The sequence below is a fragment of the Tenacibaculum sp. genome, assembly GCF_050290165.1.
Taxonomy (GTDB): Bacteria; Bacteroidota; Bacteroidia; order Flavobacteriales; family Flavobacteriaceae; genus Polaribacter.
In genome coordinates, this window is the sequence record NZ_JBNKHD010000015.1 from 577,164 (window position 1) to 601,998 (window position 24,835).

Consider the following 24,835-nt stretch of genomic DNA (forward strand, 5'->3'; position numbering starts at 1 on the left):
AGTTAATAACGAATACATTGGGAATTATATTTAAACAATCGTTCAAGAATACTCTTATTATTTACCTAGGGTTTATAATTGGTGGTATAAATACATTAGTGTTATATACACGTTTTTTAAAAGATGAATATTATGGTTTAGTAACCTATGTATTATCTGCATCTAATTTAGTAATGCCAATAATAGCTTTTGGTATTCATTTTACAATTATTAAGTTTTTCTCTGCTTATACCTCAAAAAAAGAACAAGATAAGTTTTTAAGCTCAATAATATTTTTTCCATTACTTATAGCCATACCCATAGGAGCCTTTTGGGATATTTTCCACAACTGGATTATGGATTTTGTATCAAAAAGCAGCTCAGAAGGCAATTTAATTATTGAAAGCTATACTATACATATTTATATAATTGCTGTAGCCTGTGCTTATTATGAAGTATTCTATTCTTGGGCAAAGGTGCAAATGCAGTCTGTATTTGGGAACCTTTTAAAAGAATTATACAATAGAGTAGCTGTAATGATTTTATTGTTTGCAGTTTACTTTAACTTTATAACGAAGCAAGAGTTTATTGTTTACTTGTCTTGGGCATATATATTAAGAACTTTATTGATGATGATATATGCTTTTCGCTTGTATACGCCTAAGTTTTCTTTTTCACTACCGGATAATTTTAAGGAAGTTTTACGCTATACTTTTTACATCATTTTAGCAGGTAGTGCAGGGGCTATTATCTTGGATATAGATAAAGTAATGATTCCAGGAAAAGATGGCTTTGAAACTGCAGCATATTATGCTGTAGCCGTTTTTATTGGTTCGTTTATAGAAGCACCTAGTAGAGCTATGGGACAAATTTTACAACCTTTAACATCAAAGTCTATTAATGAAGATAATGTTAAAGAAACTCAAAGTTTGTATAAGAAGAGTTCTATTAATTTGATGGTAATTGGAGGTTTGTTCTTTGTTTTAGTGAATTGTAATGTTGCTGAACTGTTTAAACTATTGCCTAATGATAAGTACGCAGGAGGAATGTCAGTAGTACTTATGATTTCTTCGGCTAAATTATTTTTGATGTTATTAGGAAATAATGGAGCAATTTTAAACAACTCGAAGTTTTATAGAATTATTTTACCTGTAAACTTAGGAATGGCATTGTCTGTATACTTTCTCAATACATATTTTTATAATGATTTGGGTATGGGGACAGAAGGATTAGCTTTGGCAACATTGATAACCATCTTAATATTTAATAGTTTTAAGTTGTGGTTTGTTAAAAAGAAGTTTAGTATGACTCCATTTACCAATAAAACATTCTTAATAACTATAATTATTTTTATAATGTTTCTAGGGTTCTATTTTTGGGATTTTTCAGTACCAGAGTTTTATATTTCTAAATTTCCTCTTCATCCCATAATTAATATTACCCTTAAAAGTGTTGTCATTTTTTCGATTTATATGTTTTTAGTAGTGAAATTGTCTATATCAGAACAGATAAATAGTCTTGTGAAAAGGTATGTAAAATAAAAAGACTTACACACACAAGGGGTAAGTCTTTAATTAAGGGGGACGAAACAATATAAGGGGGTTGTTTCGACCACAAATATAAGTCCTATAATTGGTTTATTACTAAGATATGTTAAAAAAGTTTTTCACTCATTAATTTTTTTCTGATCCTACTAAGCTGTACCGGAGAAATATTTAAATAAGAAGCTATATATCGTTGTGTAATTAAATCATCAATGTTCGGAATTCTTTTTTTTAAGTCTAAATACCTTTCAGTAGCAGAAAGTGTAGAAACATCTAATATTATATTTTCAGCTTTTAAATAAGCGTTTTCTAGTGTTTTTATATAAAATAAACTCAGTTCATGATGTTCTAAAGTAAGTTCTAAAAACTTATGAAAGTTACCTTTGTATCCTGTTACCTTAGTTAGAGCTTGATAGTTAACTTCTGAAGGTAGTTTTCTCATCATAGCCGAATTTGCTCCAGTAATATCACCAGCAGTAAAAAACGCTCGTGTAGCTTCAACACCATTTTCGTTTAATAAATAGGAACGTACAATACCAGTTTTAATTATGAAAAAGTCGTTAGGAAATTCATCAATTTTTGTAAGGAACTCATTAGGTTCGTATTCGACATAAACAACTAGATCATCAAAAATAGAAACTATTTCACTTGATAGATTAATATACTGATGAAGAAAATTTTTGATATCATCACTCATAGTTAACAAGCCATTTAAGTATAAGACAAGTTGTTAACACGAAGTTACTAAAAAATAAAAGGATAATGTAAGAAAATCAGACCCAAATTTAGGGGTGTTAGGTCTGATTTTAAGGGGAAAATGTACAATTGTATGTAGTACGGTGACAAATATATATTGTTTTTATACTGCTTGCATTAACATATGTTAATTAATTGTTAATTTGTGAAATTTTTTCTAATTCTACTTAGCTGAACAGGAGTAATGTTTAGGTAAGATGCTATATGATATTGATTAATCAAATTGTCAATTCCAGGAAATTTTTCTTGTAAGTTTTTATATCGCTGAGTTGCATCTAAGATTTGTAATTCTAAAATTTTAGATTCCTCTCTAATAAATATAGCTTCTAGTATTTTATAATGAAATATAGAAATTTCATGATGTTTTAGAGATAAGTTATAAAAACTTTGATAGTCACATTCTAAAACTTCACAATCAGTCAAGCATTCATAAATTAAGTTAGAGGGCTCATTTTTTATCAGTGCTCCTAAATTACCTGAAGTCATTATAGGAGTATAAATTGTTTTGGTACGTTCTTTACCTTTTTCATCAATATTATACGCTCTAATTATACCAGACTTTAAAATGTATACATTGGTAGGGCTTTGACCTAGACTAACTAGTTCATAATTCTTTGGGAATGTTTTTAATGTCAACAGTTCAGATATTCTCTGTAAAGAATCTTCTGATAAAGGGTAAAAGTTTAGCGCGAAATTTCTGAAAAATTCCATAAAAAATATAAAAATAAAGTGTAAAAAAGGGGGGAGACTACGTCAAATTTACACTAATTTTTTCTAAAAAGCTAATTGTATTTGGACCTTCCATAAATAGTATATCTAAGATGGATAAATTAGGAATAAAACCATGCTTATCATCAAACATTTGAATGTAAGTGTCCATTTCTATTTCAACTCCCTTTTTAGCGATAGCTAAAGATCTATAATCGAAAATACCAGGTGTAATTTCGTAGTTAGTGGTTTTAGAAAATTCTTGATCCATTTGTAAAACATCCGTAACAAACAAATGAGAGTCGATATTCAAATCCTGTAAAAAGGTGTATTTTTTATTAAATATTCTTAGTAAATCTTCTTCAAAAAATTCGAAAAAAGGAGAAGAACGATATGCCGATTGTAATGATTTATAATGTTGTTGTTGCCACGGAAAATCGTTTTCAACTATAGTATCCTTCGTTTTTTTTCTTCCTTCTTTGGCTTTATGTTTTACAGGAATGTTTAAAGCTAGTTTACCATTAGCCCCATAAATATAACAACGATTACGGTAGGTTTGCTTTTGATAATTATCTTCTAGCTCAAAAGTAATAGCATCAGATTGATAAATTGCTGCATATTGCGAAATAGGAGCAAAGTACGTAGGAATAAAAAGTGACATTATGCTTTCTTCTTTTTACTTTTTCTAAAACTAAATACAATGTATCCTCCAATTAATAATAAAACTAACCATAAATACGATACAGGTTTACCACTTCCTCCAACAGTTGTAAACATTCTATCCCAACGAATAGAACCAAGTTTAGCGAAAAAGTTTGGAGCATTTGCATCCCAACTTAACCAAATCATTACAGGTTTACCAACTACATGATCAAAAGGTACATATCCCCAGCTTCTAGCATCTAAAGATCGTTGACGGTTATCACCCATCATCCAGTAGTAATCTTGTTTAAAAGTATATGTTTTAGCCTTTTTACCATTGATATAAATATCATCTCCAAAAATAGTTAAATCGTTGTTTTCGTATCTTCGGATGATTTGCTCATAAAACGGAATCGTTTTAGAGTTTAATTCTACCGTTACTCCTTCTTTTGGGATATATATAGGCCCAAAATTATCATTTGACCAAGCATATCTTGGATCATGTGGAAAGACAGTTTTATCATAAGCTCCTTTAGGAGTTAAGTGCTTTTCTACACTTTTTACAATAGGATTTTTAGCAATTAAAGCAGCTTCTTCATCAGTTAAATTCAATACATATTTATCTCCTTGCATTCCCCATTCTCTGATGTTGTATCTCTTTGTAGCGCCTTCACTAAATTTTTCACCGTTAGTGTCTACAATATGTAGCCATTGTGGTTTTGCTCTATCTGGTAATACAGTTTTCTTTCCGTTAATAAATACATAACCATCACGAACCTCTAAGCTATCACCAGGAATACCAACGCAACGTTTTACATAATTAGTTCGTTTATCAATTGGTTTATATGTGGGTTTTCCTGAGTGATCACCCCACATTAAAGCAAGAGTATCAGAAGGCCAACTAAAAACAACAATATCGTTACGCTTAATTTTTTGAAAACCAGGTAAACGCATGTATGGTAATGATAGTTTATTTAATAAACCGTCTTTGTTTTTGTCATCAGATAAGAATGATTTAGTTCCTAATAAAGGAATTGTATCATGAGCCATTGGTGCAGCAACTGTTGTCATTGGTACTCGAGCACCATAATGAAATTTACTTACAAATAAATAATCTCCTACTAATAAAGATTTTTCTAAAGAAGAAGTAGGGATGGTATATGGCTGCATAAAATACGTATGCACTAAAGTTGCAGCGATAATAGCAAAAGAAATAGAACTAATCCATTCACCTAAAGGCGATCTTGGTTTTAAGCTTCTACCTTCAACATGTTTTGCATTAGTAGCGTAATTGATATAAAAGATGTATAAACCTAAAGTAACAATAGCTAAAATAGTATCAGGTCTTTTGTTAAAACCAAAACTTCTACAAGTTTCTACCCAAATTATAGGAAACATTAATAAGTTTACTATAGGGATAAATAATAAAATTACCCACCATTTTGGTCGGTTGATAATTTGCATTAGCACTATGGCATTATAAACAGGTACAGCAGCTTCCCATGCTTTTCTACCCGCTTTTGTGTATAGTTTCCATGTACCTAAAAAATGAATAACTTGTATGAATAAGAAGAATAAAAACCATTCAGTAAATGTCATAATTTGTATATTTTGTATATCCCTTTGCTATGGGAATTAAATTCTAAATTTATAAGTGTTTCTTTAGTTGAATTTGTTACGTAATTAACCTAAGTTTAACACATCTCTCATGGTGTAAACACCTGTTTTATTTTGTAGCCATTCAGCAGCAATTACAGCACCTAAAGCAAAACCTTGGCGGTTGTGAGCGGTATGTCTTATATCAATTGTATCTACTTCAGAACTGTAGGTTATTGTGTGGGTACCTGGTACATCTGGAGTTCTAATTGCTGTGATAGGAATGTTTTTTTCGGAAGTTTTTTCGTCTAACTCCCATGCTTTTTTATTAGTGTTTTCTATAATTCCTTCTGCTAAAGTAATAGCAGTACCACTTGGAGCATCTAATTTTTTTGTATGATGAATTTCTTCAATAGCAACGTTGTACTGTTCTAGAGTACTCATCATTTTAGCCAGTTGTTTATTTAACTCAAAAAAAACATTAACTCCTAAGCTAAAATTTGAAGCATATATAAAAGCACCTTTCTTTTCATTACATAAACTAACTACATTGTTATATTGATCTAACCAACCTGTGGTTCCTGATACTACAGGTATGTTGTTGTTAATACAATTGGTAATATTGTTATAAGCAGATGAAGGAACACTAAAATCAATAGCCACATCGGCTTTTGAAATGTCATATTCTTCTTTTCCTGAAGTTTTTATAACAATTTCATGACCTCTTTGTAAAGCAATTTTTTCAATTTCTTTACCCATTCTACCATAACCAAGCAAAGCTATTTTCATTTTAAAAAGAATATTTTAAAGTTAAACCAACTTTTGGAGCTTCAATAAATAGTGGATCAGGTGTAATAATTGGATTTACAGATAGACTGTCATCTGTGTCAAACTGTAATAGGTGAGCGTTTACACTCGCTTCTACTATTTGTAATACGTATAGTAGTATACCAGTTAACATAGATAAATCTCTGTTTTTACGCAAGGTTTTTTGAGCACTTTCCAAACCCGGAGTAGAAATATATGGATTGCCATTTTCTCCGTCAAATTCATCATTTAAACCTTGTGTTCGAAGTTTAAATGCAGTTCGATAACGATCGTACTGATCGCTGTTATCTATATAAAAATAAACACTTGTTCCTATCGCTGCCCAAACTATTGGAGCTTTCCAGTATTTTTTATTATAAATCTGTCCTCCACCAGGAAAAATAGCAGAATAAAAAGCTGCTTTTGAGGGTGAAAGTGGATTGTATTTATCGCTTGATAATTGTAGTTGTTTAGCTCTTACAGCAATAGACTCTTCTTTTTGAGCAAAAGTATTTTGAAACAAAAAAAGACTACAAAAAGCGAATATGATTACACGTATGTTCAATTACTTTAATAAGTTTTTAATACGGTTAAAATCTTCTTCAGAAGTAAAAGGAATCGAAATTTTACCTTTTCCACGATTGTTTACAGTAACATCAATTTTGTGACCAAAATAATTGCTGATGTCTTTTACGCTTTCAGAAATATAACTAGGTAGTACTTTCTTTTTAGCAGCTTTAGTTACCGTACCTGCTTTTAAATTTTTTACTAATTCTTCAGTTTGACGCACAGATAATTTATCACGAACTATTTTTTCGTAAATATTTAATTGATCTGTAGTACTATCAACATTAATTAGTGCACGACCATGTCCCATAGAGATAAATCCGTCTCTCATTCCTGTTTGAATAATAGGATCTAATTTTAATAAGCGTAAATAATTAGTAACGGTTGAACGTTTTTTACCTACACGAGTACTCAATTCTTCTTGAGTCAATTGAATTTCATCAATTAAACGTTGATAAGAAAGCGCTACTTCAATTGGATCTAAATTTTTACGTTGGATGTTTTCTACCAACGCCATTTCTAACATTTCTTGATCATTCGCCAAACGAATGTATGCAGGAACTGTTTTATTACCAATAAGTTTAGAAGCTCTAAAACGACGTTCACCAGAAACTAACTGGAATTTATCACTCGATAATTTACGAACAGTAATAGGTTGGATAACACCTAATTCTTTAATAGAGCTAGCTAGTTCTCGCAAAGCTTCTTCATCAAAATAAGTTCTAGGTTGGTATGGGTTTACATCAATTGAGTTGATATCAAGTTCAATAATGTTTCCTACAAGTTTGTCTGCATTTTTATCTGATGCCGAATTAACTTCAGCAGTTTCTTTTAATAATGCTGATAAACCTCTACCTAAAGCTTGTTTTTTTGTTGCCTTTGCCATTTAAAGTGATTATGCGTTTTTAGTTAAAATTTCGTTCGCCAAATTTAAGTAATTTACAGCACCTTTAGAGGTTGCATCGTATGAAATTATACTTTCTCCATAACTAGGTGCTTCACTTAAACGAGTATTTCGGTGTACTATTGTTTCAAAAACCATAGAACTGAAGTGTTTACGAACTTCATCAACTACTTGGTTTGATAAACGTAAACGAGAGTCAAACATGGTTAATAATAATCCTTCAATCTCTAAATCGGGATTGTGAATTTTTTGTACACTTTTGATAGTGTTTAAAAGTTTTCCTAAACCTTCTAAAGCAAAATACTCACATTGAATTGGAATAACAACTGAATCTGCAGCTACAAGTGAGTTCAAGGTAATTAAACCTAAAGAAGGAGCACAGTCAATTAAAATATAATCATATTCATCTTTGATATCCTCAAGGGCTTTTTTAAGCATGTACTCACGTTCTTGTTTGTCAACTAATTCAATTTCAATGGCAACTAAATCTATATGAGCTGGAATTAAATCGACATTAGGTGAGTCAGTTTTTAAAATTGTATCTTTTGCAGGAATTGTATGTTCTAAAACTTGATATGTTCCGATTTCTACACTTTCAACATCTAAACCTAAACCAGAAGTAGCATTTGCTTGGGGGTCAGCATCAATTAATAATACTTTTTTTTCTAAAACACCTAAAGCGGCAGCTAAGTTTACAGATGTAGTAGTTTTACCTACACCACCTTTTTGATTTGCAATTGCAATAATTCTACCCATTATAATTTGTATAGTTTGAAAGAGGTAAATTTACAATTATTTATGGTTTTTGAAAGTGAAAGATATTATTTAAAAATAAAAAAGCCACAGAGTTGATTCTGTGGCTTTTGATGTGTACTTAAAGATGTTTGTTTAAGTTTCTCTTTAAAAGCTTATTATGATAATTATTTAACATGAAGTTGTTTAGTAATATTTACAGGTGATCCTTCGTTGTCAAATCCTTGTATTTCAATAATAAAATCTCCTTTGATATCTGAGGTGTAAAAGGAAATTTCGTTGGTTTTGTAGGTAATGTTAGGCTCCCATAAGAGCTGAGTTCTAAAATCAGGAATCCTATCATTATTACTATCTGATGAATATTCTTTGTTAAAATATTTTTTATTAGGTGAAATAGTTTGTGTTGAGTAAGCTACTAGATTATTTTGGTTTTTGGGTATGTAACTTTCTTTTTTTGAGTTTAGTGATATAATTCCTTCATACAATTTTGAATTGTATTTGTATTTTTCTGTTAACAGCGAAATTGTCTGAATTTTTTTAGGATCTATATCAGCTAGTTCTTGATGATCGGTAATTATATAACCATCTATGATAATTAATGGTTCTATGTTAGAATTAGTTAATGTTTCACTATCTCTAATGTAAAATTTATTTTCCCCATTTTTCTTTGTGACCCAAGCGTTGTTTATTATCTCCACAAAAGTTTCTTTCATAGTATTAAACCTAGTATAATCATCAAGATTATATACAATATTTTTATTTTTAAAGATTGAATTCTTAATGTGAAATGGTATTATAGAATCTTTTATTGTTTCATTGTAAGCATTTTGAATTTGTGTATAAATACTTCTGTCATTAATAGTTTTTATTATTTTTTGAGTTGTTTTTGGAGTAGTGAAAGTTAAATCAGTTAAGTTTAGTTCTTTTTCTTTAGGGAAAGAGATTTTATAATCATCTGAAATATCTTCATTGATAACCTTGCAGAAAATTTCTTCTGAACTAAAGGGTTCAGCAATATTGAAAAAGAAATCCCCATTATTATCTGTACTTGTAATTTTAAAGATTCTATCATTACCAATAATTGACAAACCAATTTTTATGTTTTTAATATCTTTATTATTTGAAGAAGGGGTTAATTTGCCTGTGATTAATTGCCCTCTAAATTCAGGTATAAAAATGGTGTTTTCTTCTTTGAAATAAACTTCTTTTGAAGAATTATTAAAGTTTTGTGGTGTACTCTTTTTATTAAGACACCCCTCATTTTGTTTTCTAACAGAAATGGAATAGAGACCATTATCTTTAATAAGCTCTTTTAAGTTTAAAGTAACTAGTTCTCTAGTATTATAAACATAGTTATATGAAGTAGTTTTTTTATTTTCTGGTTCTTCATAATTTAGAGCAAATTTTTCATCAAAAGGATTTATAATAAGTATATCATCTTCAAAGTAAGTGTTTGTATTCTTCATCCATTTAGTGTAGGCTATTAATTTATATTTACCAGATTTAATATTTGAGGAAATAAAAATGTCACCATATCCTTCACCTTTTTTTAATGCAATTTTTCTTCTTACTATAGGTTTTTTATCTACATCTATTAATTCTAAGTATGCTATTTTACTAAGATTACTAGGAATGAGCGTGTTTTTGTTCAAGCTATAAATTTTGAACATAAGGTTTTCACCAGAAAGAATCAAGTTTGTGTTATAATGGACAAAAATTTGTTCTTTTGGAAGTGTTTTATATTTTTGATATAAATCTTGAGAGATTTTTATTTGTGATGTAAGGTTAACTGTTGTACAAAGTAGTATGGCTAATAAATATATTTTTGTTTTCATAGTGTTTTTTTTTAATCTATCCAGAATGAAGGTTTTACATTGCTACCCAAAATTCTGCAATCGCCACAAATTTTAGGGACTAAAATGTAAGGGCCTTCAATTGCTGTAGGTTCAACATTAATTTTATAATAAAGGTATTCTCCTCTGTCAATTATTGCTATTAAAGGTGAATTAAAAGGAGGCATAAAACCTGAAACCATTTTAGGTTTAATAAAGTCACAATTTGATATATAATCTATACTTCCATCAGGATACATGTCTAAGTAATTAAAAAAGAACCTTTTTTCTGAATATGAAGTAACTTCAAAAAAACCAAGTACTTTGTCGTCTGATGTTTTATTGTTGGTAATGTTTCCTGGTATAAAACCTGGTTGGTTTTGAGTAAAGGCTCCTTGTGAAACAGATAGCTTTTTTAATGTCTTAAAATATCTATATGCATTTGCAGATTGCACATATTGTTTTACTAAGATACTGTATCGATGAGAAATTATGAAATCATTCTTTTCTAAAAAACGAATAGTAAAATTCACATTGTTTTTATCTAAACCAGTAGTTTCTGTTTGTATAATTGTATTAGATTTTTGTGTTTGATAACATTCTTTTGCTAGGTAGTCTTTTACTTCAAAAGTTACAGAAAAGGGGTATTCTCTAGAAACAGGAACCAATTCAAATTGGGTCCAATATGGGGCTACTATTTTATAGGTTTCATTAAATTCGTATCTATAGTATAGGCTATTAACATCTTCCGTATTGCTTATAACATTAATTTTTAATCCTTCTATATTTTCAGGAGTGATACTTTTTCCTATTGTTATATCATCAATTTCATTAATGCCTGAGATTTTTTCTGGAGTTGAACTATATTCATTTCCATCACTTGTATTAATGTGTAAAGTATAGGTATTATTTAATTCAGCTTTAAAAATATCATCAGACTCATAAACACCTTCTTCAACTTCAGAAAAGGTATATGTATTTTCGTTACTGTCAATAATTTTAACATTAGCATTAGATTCATATTTAGGGATAGAATCATTTAACATAAAAGATCTTGAAAGTTTTATAGTGTGCTTTTTTAATTGATCTGTTAGATTGGCTTCAACAACAAGATAATTTTCATAATTAATTTCTTTAATATCTATGGGCTCAATACAACTAAAAAAAGTTAGTAAAACGCTTATATATATATATGCTTTTATTCTAAAATTCATTGCAATTTATATTTAGTATTACATGTTTTTTTATTTAATTTTTTTAAAAAAAATAATTAAGTTAACTAGGTTTTCTTTATTACCAAAACCTTGAACTTTGCTATACAAAAAAAGTAGTATGGGTAATAAATATATTTTTGTTTTCATAGAGCTTTTTTAATCTATCCAAAATGATGGTTTTACGTTGCTTCCTAAAAGTCTACAATCGCCACAAATTTTTGGAACTAAATAATATGGGCCAGGTTCATAGTCAGTAGGCTCTTCATTAGTCGTGTAATAAAGATACTCTCCGTTATCCAAGGTAGCAATCAAAGGGGAAAAAAGGTCAGGATAATGACCATCAACTAATTTAGGAGCGATAAAATTGCAATCTGAAACATAATTTACACTTCCATCAGGATATATGTCTAAATAATTAAAAAAGAATCTTTTTTCAGAGTATGAAGTAACTTCAAAAAAACCAAGTACTTTGTCGTTAGAAGTTTTGTTGTTGGTAATGTTTCCTTGCATAAAACCTGGTTGGTTTTGTGTAAATGAACCTTGAGATACAGAGAGTTTTTTTAATGTTTTAAAGTATCTGTATGCATCAGGAGATTGCACATATTGTTTTACTAATATGCTATATCTATGAGAAAGAATAAAATCGTTTTTTTCTATAAAGCGTATAGTGAAATTTACATTATTTTTATCTAAACCAATAGTTTCAGTTTGAATTATAGTGTTAGAATTAATTGTTTTATAACATACTTTTGATTCATAATCTTTTTGTATAAACGTTACCGAAAAAGGAAATTCTCTAGAAACAGGAATTAAATCAGCAGAAGACCAGTATGGAGCAATGATTTTATAGGTTTCATCATATTCGTATCTGTAATAGACGCTATTGGGGTCTTCAGTATTACTAATAACATTAATTTTTAACCCTTCAATGTTTTCTGGATTGATATCTTTTTCTATAGTAATGTCGTTGATTTCATTAACACCATGTATTTTTTCTGGAATTGAACTATATTCATTTCCATCACTTGTGTTAATGTATAAAGTATAGGTGTTGTTTAATTCAGCTTTAAAAATATCATCAGACTCATAAACACCTTCTTCAATTTCAGAAAAGGTATACGTATTTTCATTTCTGTCAATAATTCTAACATTAGCATTAGATTCATATTTGGGAACAGAATCATTTAACATAAAAGATCTTGAAAGTTTTATAGTGTGCTTTTTTAATTGATCTGTTAAATTAGCTTCAACCACCAGATAATTTTCATAATTAATATCTTTAATATCTATAGGTTCAATACAACTAAAAAATGTTAGTAAAATGCTTATATATATATATGCTTTTATTCTAAAACTCATTACAATTAAAATTTAATATTATATGTTATAGTCGGTATTGGTTTCGAAAAAATGGAGCTTTGATACGCTTGTGCTTTCCCATCTTTTGTTACGAAATAAATAGCATAAGGGTTACTTCTACCTAAAACGTTATAGATTGATATGTTCCAAAAGCTATGGGCTAGCTTTTTTAGTTTATGATTTCCTTCCACATTTAAACCAATGTCCAACCTATAATAATCAGGAATTCTGTACTCATTTCGATTACTGTATAGTAAATACTCATTTCCTTGGTAAATATATTTTCCAGTAGGATAGGTAATTGGTCTTCCTGTTTGATAAGAAAAGTTAGAGGAAAGACTAAATCTTTTTGTTAACTTATAATTTGCGACAATGCTTAAATCGTGTGGTTTGTCAAAATTTGTAGGAAAAGGTTTTCCGTTGTTAACTATTTCTTCAGGATATTTGCTGTCGAGTCTAAGAAAAGCCCTAGAGTAACTATAACTAAACCATCCGTTAAGCCTTCCAGTATTTTTTCTTGCCAGAAATTCAATACCATAGGATTCTCCTGGACCTTGCAAAACTTCGGTTTCTATATATTCATTGAGCAAAAAACTAGCACCAACTTTATAATCTAAAATGTTTTTAAACTTCTTGTAATAACCTTCTATGCTTAACTCATACATATCGTCTTTTAAGTTTTTATGAAATCCTAGAGATGTTTGAATTGCTTCTTGAGGTTTTATGTTAGAATCAGATAACTTCCAAGTGTCGGTAGGAGAGGCTGAGGTATTATTAGTTAATCTGTGTATAAACTGGTAACCATTACTTAAACTAGCTTTTACAGAAAAGTCATCGGTGAATGAATATCTTGAAGAAAAACGTAAACTTAAACCGTAGTAGGTTTTATATATTTCGTTGTTCTTGTACTCTTTATATCCAATAACACTAGCGTCACTTAAAGGAGAGTTAGGATCATAAATTCTTTGAGATGATTTACCAAGAGCACTAAAAATTGTATATCTAGCACCTGCGTTGAAAGATAGTTTTTTGGTAAGGGATATGTCGTCAGAGATGAATATAGAAGATTCTAAAGCTTTTTCTTGCTGTACGCTAAAAGGAGTGATGATAGATTTGTTTCCTTTTGGGGTTATATTTCCAGGATTTATTTTGTATAATTTAGAGTCAATTCCATAGCTAAACTGATGCTTTTTTGAAAGTAAATATTTCAAGCTTAACTTAAGATTGTATTCATTGATTTTATATTTTAAAACAAAATCTTTATTGGTATTTGTTTCTGAATCAATATCGAAAAAATAACTACTATTAGATAGTAATAAATTTCCAGAGGTTTTGTCGTTGAATTTATGAAACCAATTTAAAGAGAATATTTTATTACCATAAGTGTTTGTAGTATCTGAAGCAATGCTATACTTATCCTGGCTATAATAACCAGAAGCAGTAATAGTGTTGTTTTCATTGAATTGATGAGAGTATTTTCCCATAAGATCAAAAAATGAAGCACTACTATTTTTAAGTTTATTGTCATCTATAGCTTTTAATAACCAGTCAGAGTATGTGCTTCTGCCTCCAAGTAATAAACCAGATTTTTCTTTGATTATTGGAAGTTTCAAGCTTATATTGCTGGTAACAGGTCCAATAGAAGCTTCTCCTGCAATTTTTTTTGTGTTGGCGTTTTTAGTTACAATATCAAATACAGAAGATATTCTGCCTCCAAATTCAGCAGGGATATTTCCTTTGTAAACTTTTAAGTCTTTAGTAGTGAAAGGATTTACGGCGGAAAATAGACCTAAAAAATGAGTAGGGTTATACAAGGTGCTTTTATCTATTAAAAATAAGTTTTGGTCAGATTTTCCTCCTCTTACATTAACACCATCAGAACCCTCACCGGCATTTTTAATACCTGGTAAAGTAGTAGCTACTTTTAAAATATCTCTTTCACCCAAAACTTGAGGGATGGTTTTGATATCTTCAGCTTTTATTTGAGTTATACCAGTGATAGAGCTTTTAATATTTTTTTTAGCATTAGATTGTATAATTACTTCGTTTAATTGTTCAGAGGTTTCTGTTAGGTTAAAATTGTAAGTTCCATCACCAAGAAGAATTATTTTAGTTTTTGAAGTTTGCGCTCCAGGTATTATTGCTTCAATCATATTGACACCATAAGGTAAATTTATTGAATAATAACCCTTGTCGTTTGTATATGTATAGATGTTTTTTATCTTGTTTATGATTAATAAATTTTCGATAGGTTTGTTTGTAGAGGTATTTTTAACAAATCCTGAAAGAGTATATTTATTCTGGTGAGTATTTCCTTCTTTACCAATTTTTATAGTTTTTATTTTGATAGGCTCTCTTGAAGTGAAAATAGGGTTAGAGCTAGGTTTTGTAATTTTTCTTTTTATTTCTATTAAACTATCCTTTGGATTTGGGGTGTTTTCTGTTGTGGTATATTCGGTTACTGTATATAAGTAATTACTATCGTGAATTTTGTTGTTTTTTGTTAGAATAATTTTATTATTCTCTATTATATAGTAATTTATTTCACTGTTTTTAAAAATAGAGTCTAAGATTGTTTCGATTGTTGAGTCTTTAAAACCTTCTTTAATCGGTTGATTTGTATTTAACCAAGAATCTAAATAGTAAAACTGGTAATTAGCATTTTTTTCAATTAATAAAATAGCTTCTTTAAGGTTGGTGTTGTTAAGATTTACTGTAATTTTCTTTTGAGCATAGCTAGTTTTTAGAAAAATGACAAAGACTAAGAATAAGAACTTTTTCATGTTAGCGTGTTAATTTTTTTAATAAATCAATATAAAATTTGTTCTTTAACTCAGTGCTTTTATATTGATTAAAGAAAGATTTAATTGTTTTTTTTTGGTTAGGAAAAGCTTCAATCCATTCTGATTTTTTATTTAAAGGGAGAAGCTCGTTTTTTTTAGATAGGAAAAAACTTTCTCTTTTTTTAAAAATGAAAAAAGTTGATGACTTTCTTATTTTCTTAAGCTTTTCTGCGTAACTTTTTTTATATAAAGCATAATCATTAACATCTGCTATTTTTTCATAATAACCTTTAGTATTATAATGATTTAGCTTAAAAAAAAATCTATTTTTTATACTAAAAGCAGGTATGTAATTATAGTCTGGTGTTATAGATGTTTCTTGTTTAGTTGTATTTATAATGATAATAAGGTTGTCTTCAAGAATGTCGTATTTTGTAAGAATGTTATGGTACCAATTTCCTTTATATAAAATAGAAGCGAGGTTAAACTTATTGTCTAGTAAAAAATGATGGTTGTCATCAGACGTTCTGTATCTTTCAAAATACTTGGTGCCAGAATTAATTTCTAAGTTGTATGGTTTAATAATATTATCAAACCAAATTAATGATTCTTTTTCTTGTTGGCTAAATAAAGCATAACACAAAAAGTAAAGAGCTGCAAAGCAGCAAAGATTTTTTTTCATAGTTTCAATTTTTTTGGTAAAATATTTTAAAATAATAAAATATTGGTGTAAATCTAATAAATTAAATGTAAAAAAAAAACTGTAACCTTTTGGGTTACAGTTTAGTCTATTATATCAGCTATTATTGTTATCCGTTCAGCATTACTGGCATTACTAGCATAGTAACTTGTTCACCTTCTTCCGTACCGTCAATAGGAGTTAAAATTCCAGCTCTGTTTGGTAAGCTCATTTCAATTAAAACATCGTTAGAATTTAAATTGTTTAACATTTCGCTTAAGAAACGAGAGTTGAAACCAATTTGCATATCATCTCCTTGATAGTCACAGTGAAGACGTTCGTCAGCTTTGTTAGAGTAGTCTAAATCTTCTGCAGAAATATTTAACTCAGTTCCTGCCATCTTTAAACGAATCTGATGTGTTGTTTTACTAGAGAAAATAGACACACGACGTACAGAATTTAAAAATGAAGCTCTGTCAACCGTTAATTTATTAGGGTTCTCTTTTGGTATAACAGCTTCGTAGTTAGGGTATTTCCCGTCAATTAAACGACAGATTAATACTACGTTGTCAAAGGTGAACTTTGCATTAGTATCATTATATTCGATAGTAACATTATTTTCTGAGCCTCCTAAAATTCCTTTTAATAAATTTAAAGGTTTTTTAGGCATGATAAACTCTGCCGATTTTTCAGCAGTAATATCTGTACGAGTATATTTTACTAATTTATGAGCATCCGTAGCTACAAATGTCAATTCTTTAGAATTGAATTGGAAAAACACACCACTCATTACTGGACGTAAATCATCATTACCTGCAGCAAAAATAGTTTTAGAAATAGCCGTAGCTAAAATGTCAGAAGGAATTTCAGTACTGCTTGGTGAAGGTAATTCTACAGCTTTAGGGAATTCATCTCCACTAAAATAAGCCATATCATATTTACCTTGCTCAGAAATAATTTCAATTGTACTATCACTTTCTATTTTAAAAGTTAGTGGTTGTTCTGGAAATGTTTTTAAGGTATCTAGTAGCAAACGAGCGTTAATTGCAATAGCGCCAGTATCAGTACTTTCTACTTCAATCGTTGAAGACATAGTGGTTTCAAGATCTGATGAAGATATTTTTAAGGCATTTTCAGATAGTTCAAATAAAAAGTTATCTAAAATTGGTAATGTATTGTTGCTGTTGATAACTCCTCCTAAAACCTGAAGTTGTTTTAGTAGTTGAGAACTAGATACGATAAATTTCATTTGGTTATTTTTCTATTTTATTAGACTTACAAATATATTTTAATTTGACGATTTTAAAAATTATTTTTTTAAGAAGGTCTTTTTACTAATTAAATTGATAACTCAGCTTTATGGTTCCGTAAAAATTTCCTTTAGAAACATGTTCACTTTTTAATTTTCTAGTGTGATAATGAATAGCGTATCCAAAGTTAAAACGGTTACTGGTGAAACGAAGACCAATTTCTGAGGTAAACTTGAAAGGTTCGATGTCAAAAGTTATAGGGCTATCATCATTAGCTAAAAAGCTGCCTTCTATAGTTGCGTCATAAGCAACGTAATAAATCATTGGTTTAATGTATAAAAAAACTTCAGCATTATTACTAAAATGAGTATTGCTGTTGTTTAGGTTACCATTAAAAGCAATAGAGTTAATAATATTTTCTAAAGGTTTGAATCCGATACGACTATATAAACCCGTTGAAAAATCAGTATAAACAGTTCCTAATTTAGCAGTGTTAGCCCAGTTGATGTCGAAAACATCATTTCTTGTTATTTTTTTTATATAGTCTGTTTTAAAGTTGATGGCAAAAGCATTTTTTATTTGGTAATCCCATCCTGTAGCCTTTTTAAAACCATACATTTTGTGAATAAAATCTTGAAGTTCTTCACTAAAAGAGTGTGAACCTATGACTCCAATTTGAATAGAGGTTTTTAAAATAACTTCTTTTTTGTAAAAAGAATTGATACCGAAGCTTCCGTATAAATAACCAGCAAATGGACGATCGTGCTCTTCTACTGTTTCAACAACAGATTTAAAAGGAGTATACATATGATGCCCAACTTGGATTTCATAAGCTCTTTTTTCAATATTTTTAAACTGTTTTTCACTAAGATATCGATATGTTAAAAAGGCTCCATTTGTATAGTAACGGTCTTGGTAAGTAGAAATGTATAGATCATTATCATTTAAAAAACTAAATTCTTTAGCATATTTTCTTTGGGAGAAGCAATGGAGAGAAAATAAGATAAATAAAAGTGATATATTTTTTTTCATAGCTGTAAATATCGTATTATTTTAGCATTACTTTGGTTAAATTATTAACAATAAAAAATAACAAGCAACATTCATGAAAGACAAGGCTGTTTTAACGATTGAAGATTTTAAAAGTGTTTCAACTAATGAAGAGTTGTTAGCTATAATTAAGCAAAAAGGGATTTCTGTTGAAAAAGTTCAAGTAAAGTTAGATTATGAAGAAGAGCTTAGAGTATTGCAGATTGAACTGGTAAAATTACAACAATGGATAGCTAAAAATAACAAACGAGTAGCGGTAATTTTTGAAGGTAGAGATGCAGCTGGTAAAGGAGGGAGTATTCGTAGGTTTATGGAGCATCTAAATCCTAGATCTATGCGTTTAGTAGCTTTAAATAAACCTACTGAGGTTGAAAAGGGACAGTGGTATTTTCAACGATATATTAAAGAGTTGCCTAATCCAGGTGAGATTGTTTTTTTTGATAGGAGCTGGTATAATAGAGCAGTGGTTGAGCCGGTTATGGGATTTTGTAATGAAGAACAATATGAGAATTTTTTAGTACAAGTTCCAGAGTTTGAGCATATGTTGTATGAAGATGGTGTTGTAGTTATTAAGTTTTGGTTGTCAATATCAAAAGATGAACAGTTACGTCGTTTTAATGCTCGAAATGACAATCCTTTAAAACGTTGGAAGTTTAGTCCTGTAGATAAAAGAGGGCAAGAACTATGGGATAAATACAGTTATTATAAAGAGGAGATGTTTAGTAAAACTCATACGGCATATTGTCCATGGATTGTTGTGAAAACAAATAGTAAAAAAGAAGCAAGAGTAGAGTGTATGCGTCATGTTTTATCACAATTTAAATATGATGGAAAAGAAGAGGCACCAACAATATTAATACCAGATCCTAATGTTGTTATGCGTTACTATCGTTCAGTAAAACAATTAGATTAAAAATGGAAAATTTAACTCAAAAAGATGTTAATAAGCTAAATAGTGTTAGAGGATTGAAGGCGTTATTGTCTAAGCCTTTTAATTTGGAAAAGGCGGTTCGTTATGTGGATTATGAACGAAAATTAAAAAAATTACAAGTAGAGTTAATCCGCTTACAGGCGTGGGCAATTAAAGAAAATGAAAGGATTATTGTGATTTTTGAAGGAAGAGATGCAGCAGGAAAAGGAGGGGCTATTCGTAGGATTACCGAGCGCATTAACCCGCGTCATATGCGAATTGTAGCATTGCCTAAGCCTAATGAAGATCAGAAAACACAATGGTATTTTCAACGATATGTTGAGCAGTTTCCTAAAGCAGGAGAAATTGTGTTTTTTGATAGAAGTTGGTATAATAGAGCGGTAGTTGAGCCTGTTAATGGCTTTTGTACAAAAGAAGAGTACGATATTTTCATGAATCAAGTAAATGATTTTGAACGTATGATTCTTGAGTCAGGAATTCGTTTGGTTAAAATTTATATGTCGATAACTAAAAAAGAACAAGCAAAAAGATTTAGTGATATTAAAGATAATCCATTAAAACAATGGAAAATGACTCCGGTAGATGAAAGGGCTCAGGAACTTTGGGATGATTATACGGAATACAAAAAAGCCATGTTTTCAAAAACGAATACCGTAATTTCTCCATGGAAAGTGATTCGTGCGAACAGAAAAACTATTGCTAGAGTAAATGTGATAAACTATATACTTAAAAGTATACCGTATGATAAGAGTATAGAGGTTTAAGGTAACCTTTTTTGGAGTTCTTCAAATATAAAAAATAACTCTCCAGCAATTTGTTTGCTTGTTTCTAGGTATGTTTCTTCGGTTAATTCTGTATTGTCCGAGGCTTTAGGGTCTATATAAGGTAGGTGAAAACGATCTATTGCATCGGGTATAAAAGGACAGTTTTGGTCAGCACTGTTACAAGTCGTTATAGCTATAAAAGGGTAGCTGTTTTGTGGATGGTCATATACTTTTGAAAAGCCTAAAATAGATTTTTTAGTTTCTTCAAAAGAAATTAAATATCTAGGGTTTTGATGAGAAAAATCAACAACGTTAAAAATAAATCCTGTTTTTTGTAGACATTTTACGGTATTTCTATGGAAAGATGTTGTTTCTGTTCCTCCAGAATAAACAAACATATTTCTTAATTCGAAGTATTCAATAGCATAAAAGCTCCAAACTTGTGCTAATTGACTTCTACGAGAATTGTGGGTGCAAATAAAGTTTAAATTGATTTTTTCTCTGTCAAGATACTCGTCAAAAATAGCATCAGATATTTTTAGTAACAAGTTTCTGCGATCATCAGTAATAATCATTTCTTTTCTCGCTTCTTCAAAGAAAACTTTTGTGTTAATATTCTTAGTGTTTATCATTTATTTGCAGTTCTTTTGCATGTATAATTATTTTGCAAAAATACGAGCTAGAATCCTTTTAGCTAATTAAATAAAGGTTAAGGATGTGTTTAGAAATAGGTAATAAGGTGGCGGTTTTAGATGCTGATATAAGGGGAGTTATAACTAAAATTGTTGGTGATAAATTCTTTGTGCTTGATGCAGATGGGATGGAATATTTTTTTTTAAAAGAAGAGTTGGTTAAAATAGATGTTGAGCAAAAAGAACTAAGTAAGTATTCAGATATTAATAACTCAATTCTTAAGGAAAAACAAAGCGAGCAAAAAAGTAAAAAAAAGACTGCTTTTGTAAAAACTAAAAATGAAGTGGTAATGGAAGTGGATTTACATGCTGAAAAGTTGGTGAAATCTACGAAAGGAATGGATAATTATGATATTTTATCATTTCAAATAGATATAGCAAAACAAAAACTAGAATACTGTATCTCAAAAAAAATATCAAAACTTGTATTGATTCATGGAGTGGGAGATGGGGTCTTGAAAACAGAATTGCATTATTTGCTCAATAATTATCCAGTAAAATATTATGATGCGTCTTATCAAAAATATGGACAAGGAGCTACCGAAGTGTACATATATCAAAACTATTAATTGACTAGTTAATGAACTAAAAAACTTTACTTTTGCAGTATGAATTCTGTTTATTTAGATAATGCTGCAACTACACCAATGTTGCCTGAAGTTATTGATGTTATGCAACAATCAATGCAAACTAATTTTGGAAACCCTTCATCAACCCACCAGTATGGTAGAAAAGCCAAAGCAGCGATTGAAACTGCTAGAAAAAATATAGCAAAATATTTTAATGTAACAGCAAGTGAAATCATATTTACTGCTGGAGGTACGGAGGCTGACAACTTGATTTTATACAACGCTGTTTTAAATCTTGGGGTGAAAAGAATTATTACTTCACAAATTGAACACCATGCAGTTTTAAATACAGTAAAGTTTTTAGAAAAAACATATAACATACAAGTTGACTATGTTGGAGTAGGTCGAAACGGAGCAATTGATTTAAATAGTCTAGAAGTATTGTTAGGGAAAACGGAAGAGAAAACTTTGGTTAGCTTAATGTATGTAAACAATGAAATAGGAAACTTATTACCTATTGAGGAGGTGAGTAGTTTATGTCAACAGTACAAAGCATACTTTCATTCAGATACAGTTCAAGCGATAGGGCATTATACTATAGATTTACAAAAGATTCCAATAGATTTTATCGCTGCAAGCGCTCATAAATTTCATGGACCTAAAGGAGTAGGTTTTGCGTATTTTAAAAAGGGTATAGGTATTCAACCAATACTGCATGGTGGAGAGCAAGAAAAGGGAGCTAGGTCGAGTACTGAAAATGTACATTCAATTATAGGGATGGAAAAAGCTTTAACTATAGCTTATGAAGACTTAGAAAAAGATACAGCCTATATAACTGACTTGAAAAAGTATTTTGTTGAAAAGCTGAGAGAATTGATAGTTGATATTCAGTTTAATGGAGAGTCTAGTGAAAAAACAAGTTACACAATCCTAAATGTACGATTTCCTGTGGAGAATAAAATGTTGCTGTTTAATTTGGATTTACAAGGAGTAGCTGTGTCAGGTGGTAGTGCTTGCCAGAGTGGAAGTAATAAAGGATCGCATGTGTTAAGTGCTTTTTTAAATAAAGAAGATTCCGAGAAAACATCCGTAAGATTTTCGTTTAGCAAGCTAAATTCAAAAGGTGAAATTGATTTTACATTTCAGCAATTGAAAAAAATATTGAGTTTATAGGGAATTGTATTTATGTAGCTTTTAGAAGGTTTTAATTTTTCCAAAAGGGAAATCTAAAAAGAAGTGGCTAAAGGTCTTTTAAAAGCGTTTATTTAAAGAGTTTTCTATTTAATCAATTTATAATACTTCCTATTTGTATACTTTTTATTTATTATGTGACTTCAAATGTAAAAAGAGTTTCTAACTCTTTGAAGATAAGGATATTTGATTATCTTTGCGCACTTATTTAGTTGTCCCCCGCAATAAAAATATCATCAATCTCTTGTGATGGTGTTTTGTGTGGGTTCATTTATCTCACTCAATTTTATAAAAATTAAGACCCAGGTTTTATCTGGGCCTAGGATTTATTTATGTGTTAAAAAATATGTATTTGTATGAAGAAAAATTACGTTTTAATTAATTCTATAACTAATTTGGTTAATAGTAAAGTGCTTTTACTGTTAATTTTTTTATTACCATTTAATTTCTTCGCACAAGATTGTAGTGTGATTTCAGATTATACATCAGTTTGTATAGGTGATTCACAAACATATGCTGCTGAAACTGCTGGAGGATCAGCAAGAGATATTAATCCAAATAATGAATACGATTGTTTAACAACTACACCAAATGCAAAGTGGTTTTTCTTTCAAGCAAGTACAGGAGGAAGTTTAATTATAAATCAAACAAATTCTAATAATGTAGATGTAGATGGAGCAATATGGGGACCTTTTGATTCGATAGATGATATGTTGTCTCAATGTGATTCTTTTACTACACCTCTTGATTGTGATTATGAATCATTTTCATATTTTACTTTTAATATAACAGTAACTTCAGGTAAATACTATGCTTTTTTAGTAACAAATTATTCTGGAAATGCTACGAATATTACATTAGCAGATGGAGGAAGTACAGCAACTACAGATTGTTCATCAGATACTGATGGTGATGGAGTAGTAGATGTATATGATTTAGATGATGATAATGATGGAATTTTAGATATAGATGAACAAAGTTGTTCTACCACAAATGTGCCTGCAGGAAATGCTTCTTCTGTTTTTTCAAGTAATGGACATAATGAAATAAAAGCATTGGGAGTTAGTGATAGTGATGATGCGTATATAGATTATCCAGGAGAATTTTTAACGGTAGATTTAGGACAGGTTCTACCTGCTGGGACAATAGTTACTATAGCAACAGAAACAAACAAAAGTAATAAAATTCGAATTGTTATTAGTCAGTCAATTGATGGGGGAGATTTTGAGAATTCTGTTTCATCTTCTTTTTTATCTAATAATGCATATCAAGATATAGAATATACTTTAAGTAATGATGCTCGATATATAAAAATAGAAGGAACAGGATTTAAAAATGATGGAAGTAGGGTTTTGTATATAGATTCTTTTTCATATTCAGCATACAGTATTACGGAATGTTCCGATATCAACACAGATGGAGATGCATATGTAGATAGATTAGATGTTGATTCAGATGGAGATGGTTGTCCAGATGCTATTGAAGGAGATGAAGATGTACAGGTGTCTCAGTTAGATGCGAATAATAGAATTGATATAGCTTCAACTGGGGGAGTAAGTAGTTTCGGTGTGCCTAATCTTGTAAATGCTTCAGGAATAGCAGATGGTACTAATGATGATGATGGGCAAGGTATTGGTGATAGTAGAGTTGACAATCCTTTAGATTTAGTAATAACAAACCCTGAACCTGTATGTAGTCCTTCTACTGTTGATTTGACAGCAACCGAAGTTACATCAGGGAGTACTTCAGGTACACTTACATATTGGACAGATGCTAATGCAACTAATACGTTGACGAGTCCAGATGTAGTTTCTACAAATGGAACATATTATATTAAATTAACATCAACAAGTGGTTGTTTTGAGATAGAACCAGTAACGGTAACCATAAATGCATTACCAACAGCAGCTACTGTAAGTTCTAATAGTCCAATATGTTCAGGAGAAGATGCAGTATTTACTATTAGTGGTGATGCAGGAAATATTGTAACTTATAAAATTAATGGTTTAAGTGAAGAAACAGAATTAATTAGATCAGGAGGAACTGTAAATATAACAGTAAGTGGTGTAATAGCAGATACAACAATCGAATTAACGAATGTAAGTGATGGTACGTGTGATCGTACATTATCTGTAAGTGAAACAGTCACGGTAACGCCAAAGCCAGCAACGGTAACGACAACAGAGACGATCTGTTCAGGAGAGAGCTATACATGGGCGGCTAATGGAGTAACATATACGACGGATCAAAACATCACGATTACCA

The 24,835-nt window shown here is 30.0% G+C and carries 21 protein-coding genes and 1 pseudogene; 6 read left to right on the top strand and 16 right to left on the bottom strand.

All coding sequences use genetic code 11. The features are described from left to right. The first annotated feature begins 17 nt into the window (after positions 1–17). Positions 18–1,520, top strand: coding sequence for a lipopolysaccharide biosynthesis protein (locus tag ACQY6M_RS13970; RefSeq protein ID WP_428742502.1), 1,503 nt, complete (start codon positions 18–20; stop codon positions 1,518–1,520). Positions 1,521–1,632: 112 nt separating this feature from the next. Here ACQY6M_RS13970 and ACQY6M_RS13975 read toward each other — a convergent pair whose 3' ends face one another. The 15 genes from ACQY6M_RS13975 to ACQY6M_RS14045 form a co-directional block, all read right to left on the bottom strand. Then, a complete protein-coding gene (locus tag ACQY6M_RS13975) occupies positions 1,633–2,220 on the bottom strand; it encodes a Crp/Fnr family transcriptional regulator (protein ID WP_428742503.1) in 588 nt (195 codons plus the stop codon). 197 nt (positions 2,221–2,417) lie between these two features. Beyond that, a complete protein-coding gene (locus ACQY6M_RS13980; RefSeq protein WP_428742504.1) occupies positions 2,418–2,990 on the bottom strand; it encodes a Crp/Fnr family transcriptional regulator in 573 nt (190 codons plus the stop codon). Positions 2,991–3,027: 37 nt separating this feature from the next. Beyond that, on the bottom strand, positions 3,028–3,648 hold the full coding sequence (locus ACQY6M_RS13985) for a WbqC family protein (protein WP_428742505.1): 621 nt from the start codon (positions 3,646–3,648) through the stop codon (positions 3,028–3,030). Continuing rightward, positions 3,648–5,228: a signal peptidase I gene (gene lepB, locus ACQY6M_RS13990; RefSeq protein ID WP_428742506.1), complete on the bottom strand. Its 1,581-nt coding sequence runs from the start codon at positions 5,226–5,228 to the stop codon at positions 3,648–3,650. Before lepB ends, ACQY6M_RS13985 begins: the two co-directional genes overlap by 1 nt. An 84-nt stretch (positions 5,229–5,312) precedes the next feature. Further along, positions 5,313–6,014 carry a 4-hydroxy-tetrahydrodipicolinate reductase gene (dapB, locus tag ACQY6M_RS13995; protein WP_428742507.1) on the bottom strand — a complete coding sequence of 234 codons (702 nt, stop codon included), beginning with the start codon at positions 6,012–6,014 and terminating at the stop codon, positions 5,313–5,315. Between the two features lies 1 nt (position 6,015). After that, a complete protein-coding gene (locus ACQY6M_RS14000) occupies positions 6,016–6,597 on the bottom strand; it encodes a DUF5683 domain-containing protein (protein WP_428742508.1) in 582 nt (193 codons plus the stop codon). After that, a complete protein-coding gene (locus ACQY6M_RS14005) occupies positions 6,598–7,485 on the bottom strand; it encodes a ParB/RepB/Spo0J family partition protein (RefSeq protein ID WP_428742509.1) in 888 nt (295 codons plus the stop codon). Between the two features lie 9 nt (positions 7,486–7,494). After that, positions 7,495–8,259, bottom strand: coding sequence for a ParA family protein (locus tag ACQY6M_RS14010; protein WP_428742510.1), 765 nt, complete (start codon positions 8,257–8,259; stop codon positions 7,495–7,497). Between the two features lie 164 nt (positions 8,260–8,423). Continuing rightward, positions 8,424–10,091: a hypothetical protein gene (locus ACQY6M_RS14015; protein ID WP_428742511.1), complete on the bottom strand. Its 1,668-nt coding sequence runs from the start codon at positions 10,089–10,091 to the stop codon at positions 8,424–8,426. A gap of 11 nt (positions 10,092–10,102) precedes the next feature. After that, on the bottom strand, positions 10,103–11,302 hold the full coding sequence (locus ACQY6M_RS14020) for a DUF4249 domain-containing protein (RefSeq protein WP_428742512.1): 1,200 nt from the start codon (positions 11,300–11,302) through the stop codon (positions 10,103–10,105). Positions 11,303–11,458: 156 nt separating this feature from the next. Continuing rightward, entirely contained in the window at positions 11,459–12,661 is a 1,203-nt protein-coding gene (locus ACQY6M_RS14025) for a DUF4249 domain-containing protein (RefSeq protein ID WP_428742513.1), read from the bottom strand. Positions 12,662–12,666: 5 nt separating this feature from the next. After that, positions 12,667–15,444: a TonB-dependent receptor gene (locus ACQY6M_RS14030; RefSeq protein ID WP_428742514.1), complete on the bottom strand. Its 2,778-nt coding sequence runs from the start codon at positions 15,442–15,444 to the stop codon at positions 12,667–12,669. Position 15,445: 1 nt separating this feature from the next. Beyond that, positions 15,446–16,126, bottom strand: a complete 681-nt coding sequence (locus ACQY6M_RS14035; protein ID WP_428742515.1) for a hypothetical protein — start codon at positions 16,124–16,126, stop codon at positions 15,446–15,448. Between the two features lie 127 nt (positions 16,127–16,253). Further along, on the bottom strand, positions 16,254–17,372 hold the full coding sequence (dnaN, locus tag ACQY6M_RS14040; RefSeq protein WP_428742516.1) for a DNA polymerase III subunit beta: 1,119 nt from the start codon (positions 17,370–17,372) through the stop codon (positions 16,254–16,256). An 85-nt stretch (positions 17,373–17,457) separates the two neighbouring features. Further along, entirely contained in the window at positions 17,458–18,405 is a 948-nt protein-coding gene (locus tag ACQY6M_RS14045) for a lipid A deacylase LpxR family protein (RefSeq protein WP_428742517.1), read from the bottom strand. A gap of 73 nt (positions 18,406–18,478) precedes the next feature. Here ACQY6M_RS14045 and ppk2 (ACQY6M_RS14050) point away from each other — a divergent pair, with 73 nt between their 5' ends. Further along, complete coding sequence (gene ppk2 / locus ACQY6M_RS14050) at positions 18,479–19,336, top strand: polyphosphate kinase 2 (protein ID WP_428742518.1); 858 nt, start codon at positions 18,479–18,481, stop codon at positions 19,334–19,336. Positions 19,337–19,338: 2 nt separating this feature from the next. Next, the gene (ppk2, locus tag ACQY6M_RS14055) at positions 19,339–20,118 is read left to right on the top strand and encodes a polyphosphate kinase 2 (protein WP_428742519.1); all 780 of its coding nucleotides are present in this window, start codon (positions 19,339–19,341) and stop codon (positions 20,116–20,118) included. Here ppk2 (ACQY6M_RS14055) and ACQY6M_RS14060 read toward each other — a convergent pair. Next, on the bottom strand, positions 20,115–20,750 hold the full coding sequence (locus ACQY6M_RS14060) for a hypothetical protein (protein ID WP_428742520.1): 636 nt from the start codon (positions 20,748–20,750) through the stop codon (positions 20,115–20,117). The genes ppk2 (ACQY6M_RS14055) and ACQY6M_RS14060 overlap by 4 nt on opposite strands. An 83-nt stretch (positions 20,751–20,833) precedes the next feature. Here ACQY6M_RS14060 and ACQY6M_RS14065 point away from each other — a divergent pair, with 83 nt between their 5' ends. The 3 genes and pseudogenes from ACQY6M_RS14065 to ACQY6M_RS14075 form a co-directional block, all read left to right on the top strand. Further along, positions 20,834–21,379, top strand: a complete 546-nt coding sequence (locus tag ACQY6M_RS14065; protein ID WP_428742521.1) for a Smr/MutS family protein — start codon at positions 20,834–20,836, stop codon at positions 21,377–21,379. Between the two features lie 39 nt (positions 21,380–21,418). Further along, positions 21,419–22,552: a cysteine desulfurase family protein gene (locus tag ACQY6M_RS14070; RefSeq protein WP_428742522.1), complete on the top strand. Its 1,134-nt coding sequence runs from the start codon at positions 21,419–21,421 to the stop codon at positions 22,550–22,552. 374 nt (positions 22,553–22,926) lie between these two features. Further along, positions 22,927–24,835, top strand: a pseudogene (locus ACQY6M_RS14075) (hypothetical protein); the annotation flags it as partial.

What these genes read in the sequence shown, in the direction of transcription:
- dnaN (WP_428742516.1), bottom strand. Translation starts at nt 17,372, where the DNA reads ATGAAATTTATCGTATCTAGTTCTCAACTACTAAAACAACTTCAGGTT.
- ACQY6M_RS14010 (WP_428742510.1), bottom strand. Translation starts at nt 8,259, where the DNA reads ATGGGTAGAATTATTGCAATTGCAAATCAAAAAGGTGGTGTAGGTAAA.
- ACQY6M_RS14035 (WP_428742515.1), bottom strand. Translation starts at nt 16,126, where the DNA reads ATGAAAAAAAATCTTTGCTGCTTTGCAGCTCTTTACTTTTTGTGTTAT.
- ACQY6M_RS14020 (WP_428742512.1), bottom strand. Translation starts at nt 11,302, where the DNA reads ATGAATTTTAGAATAAAAGCATATATATATATAAGCGTTTTACTAACT.
- ACQY6M_RS14060 (WP_428742520.1), bottom strand. Translation starts at nt 20,750, where the DNA reads ATGATAAACACTAAGAATATTAACACAAAAGTTTTCTTTGAAGAAGCG.
- ppk2 (WP_428742519.1), top strand. Translation starts at nt 19,339, where the DNA reads ATGGAAAATTTAACTCAAAAAGATGTTAATAAGCTAAATAGTGTTAGA.
- ACQY6M_RS14025 (WP_428742513.1), bottom strand. Translation starts at nt 12,661, where the DNA reads ATGAGTTTTAGAATAAAAGCATATATATATATAAGCATTTTACTAACA.
- ACQY6M_RS13980 (WP_428742504.1), bottom strand. Translation starts at nt 2,990, where the DNA reads ATGGAATTTTTCAGAAATTTCGCGCTAAACTTTTACCCTTTATCAGAA.
- ACQY6M_RS13975 (WP_428742503.1), bottom strand. Translation starts at nt 2,220, where the DNA reads ATGAGTGATGATATCAAAAATTTTCTTCATCAGTATATTAATCTATCA.
- ACQY6M_RS14070 (WP_428742522.1), top strand. Translation starts at nt 21,419, where the DNA reads ATGAATTCTGTTTATTTAGATAATGCTGCAACTACACCAATGTTGCCT.
- ACQY6M_RS14015 (WP_428742511.1), bottom strand. Translation starts at nt 10,091, where the DNA reads ATGAAAACAAAAATATATTTATTAGCCATACTACTTTGTACAACAGTT.
- ACQY6M_RS14065 (WP_428742521.1), top strand. Translation starts at nt 20,834, where the DNA reads ATGTGTTTAGAAATAGGTAATAAGGTGGCGGTTTTAGATGCTGATATA.
- ACQY6M_RS13985 (WP_428742505.1), bottom strand. Translation starts at nt 3,648, where the DNA reads ATGTCACTTTTTATTCCTACGTACTTTGCTCCTATTTCGCAATATGCA.
- dapB (WP_428742507.1), bottom strand. Translation starts at nt 6,014, where the DNA reads ATGAAAATAGCTTTGCTTGGTTATGGTAGAATGGGTAAAGAAATTGAA.
- ACQY6M_RS14045 (WP_428742517.1), bottom strand. Translation starts at nt 18,405, where the DNA reads ATGAAAAAAAATATATCACTTTTATTTATCTTATTTTCTCTCCATTGC.
- ACQY6M_RS14005 (WP_428742509.1), bottom strand. Translation starts at nt 7,485, where the DNA reads ATGGCAAAGGCAACAAAAAAACAAGCTTTAGGTAGAGGTTTATCAGCA.
- ACQY6M_RS14030 (WP_428742514.1), bottom strand. Translation starts at nt 15,444, where the DNA reads ATGAAAAAGTTCTTATTCTTAGTCTTTGTCATTTTTCTAAAAACTAGC.
- lepB (WP_428742506.1), bottom strand. Translation starts at nt 5,228, where the DNA reads ATGACATTTACTGAATGGTTTTTATTCTTCTTATTCATACAAGTTATT.
- ppk2 (WP_428742518.1), top strand. Translation starts at nt 18,479, where the DNA reads ATGAAAGACAAGGCTGTTTTAACGATTGAAGATTTTAAAAGTGTTTCA.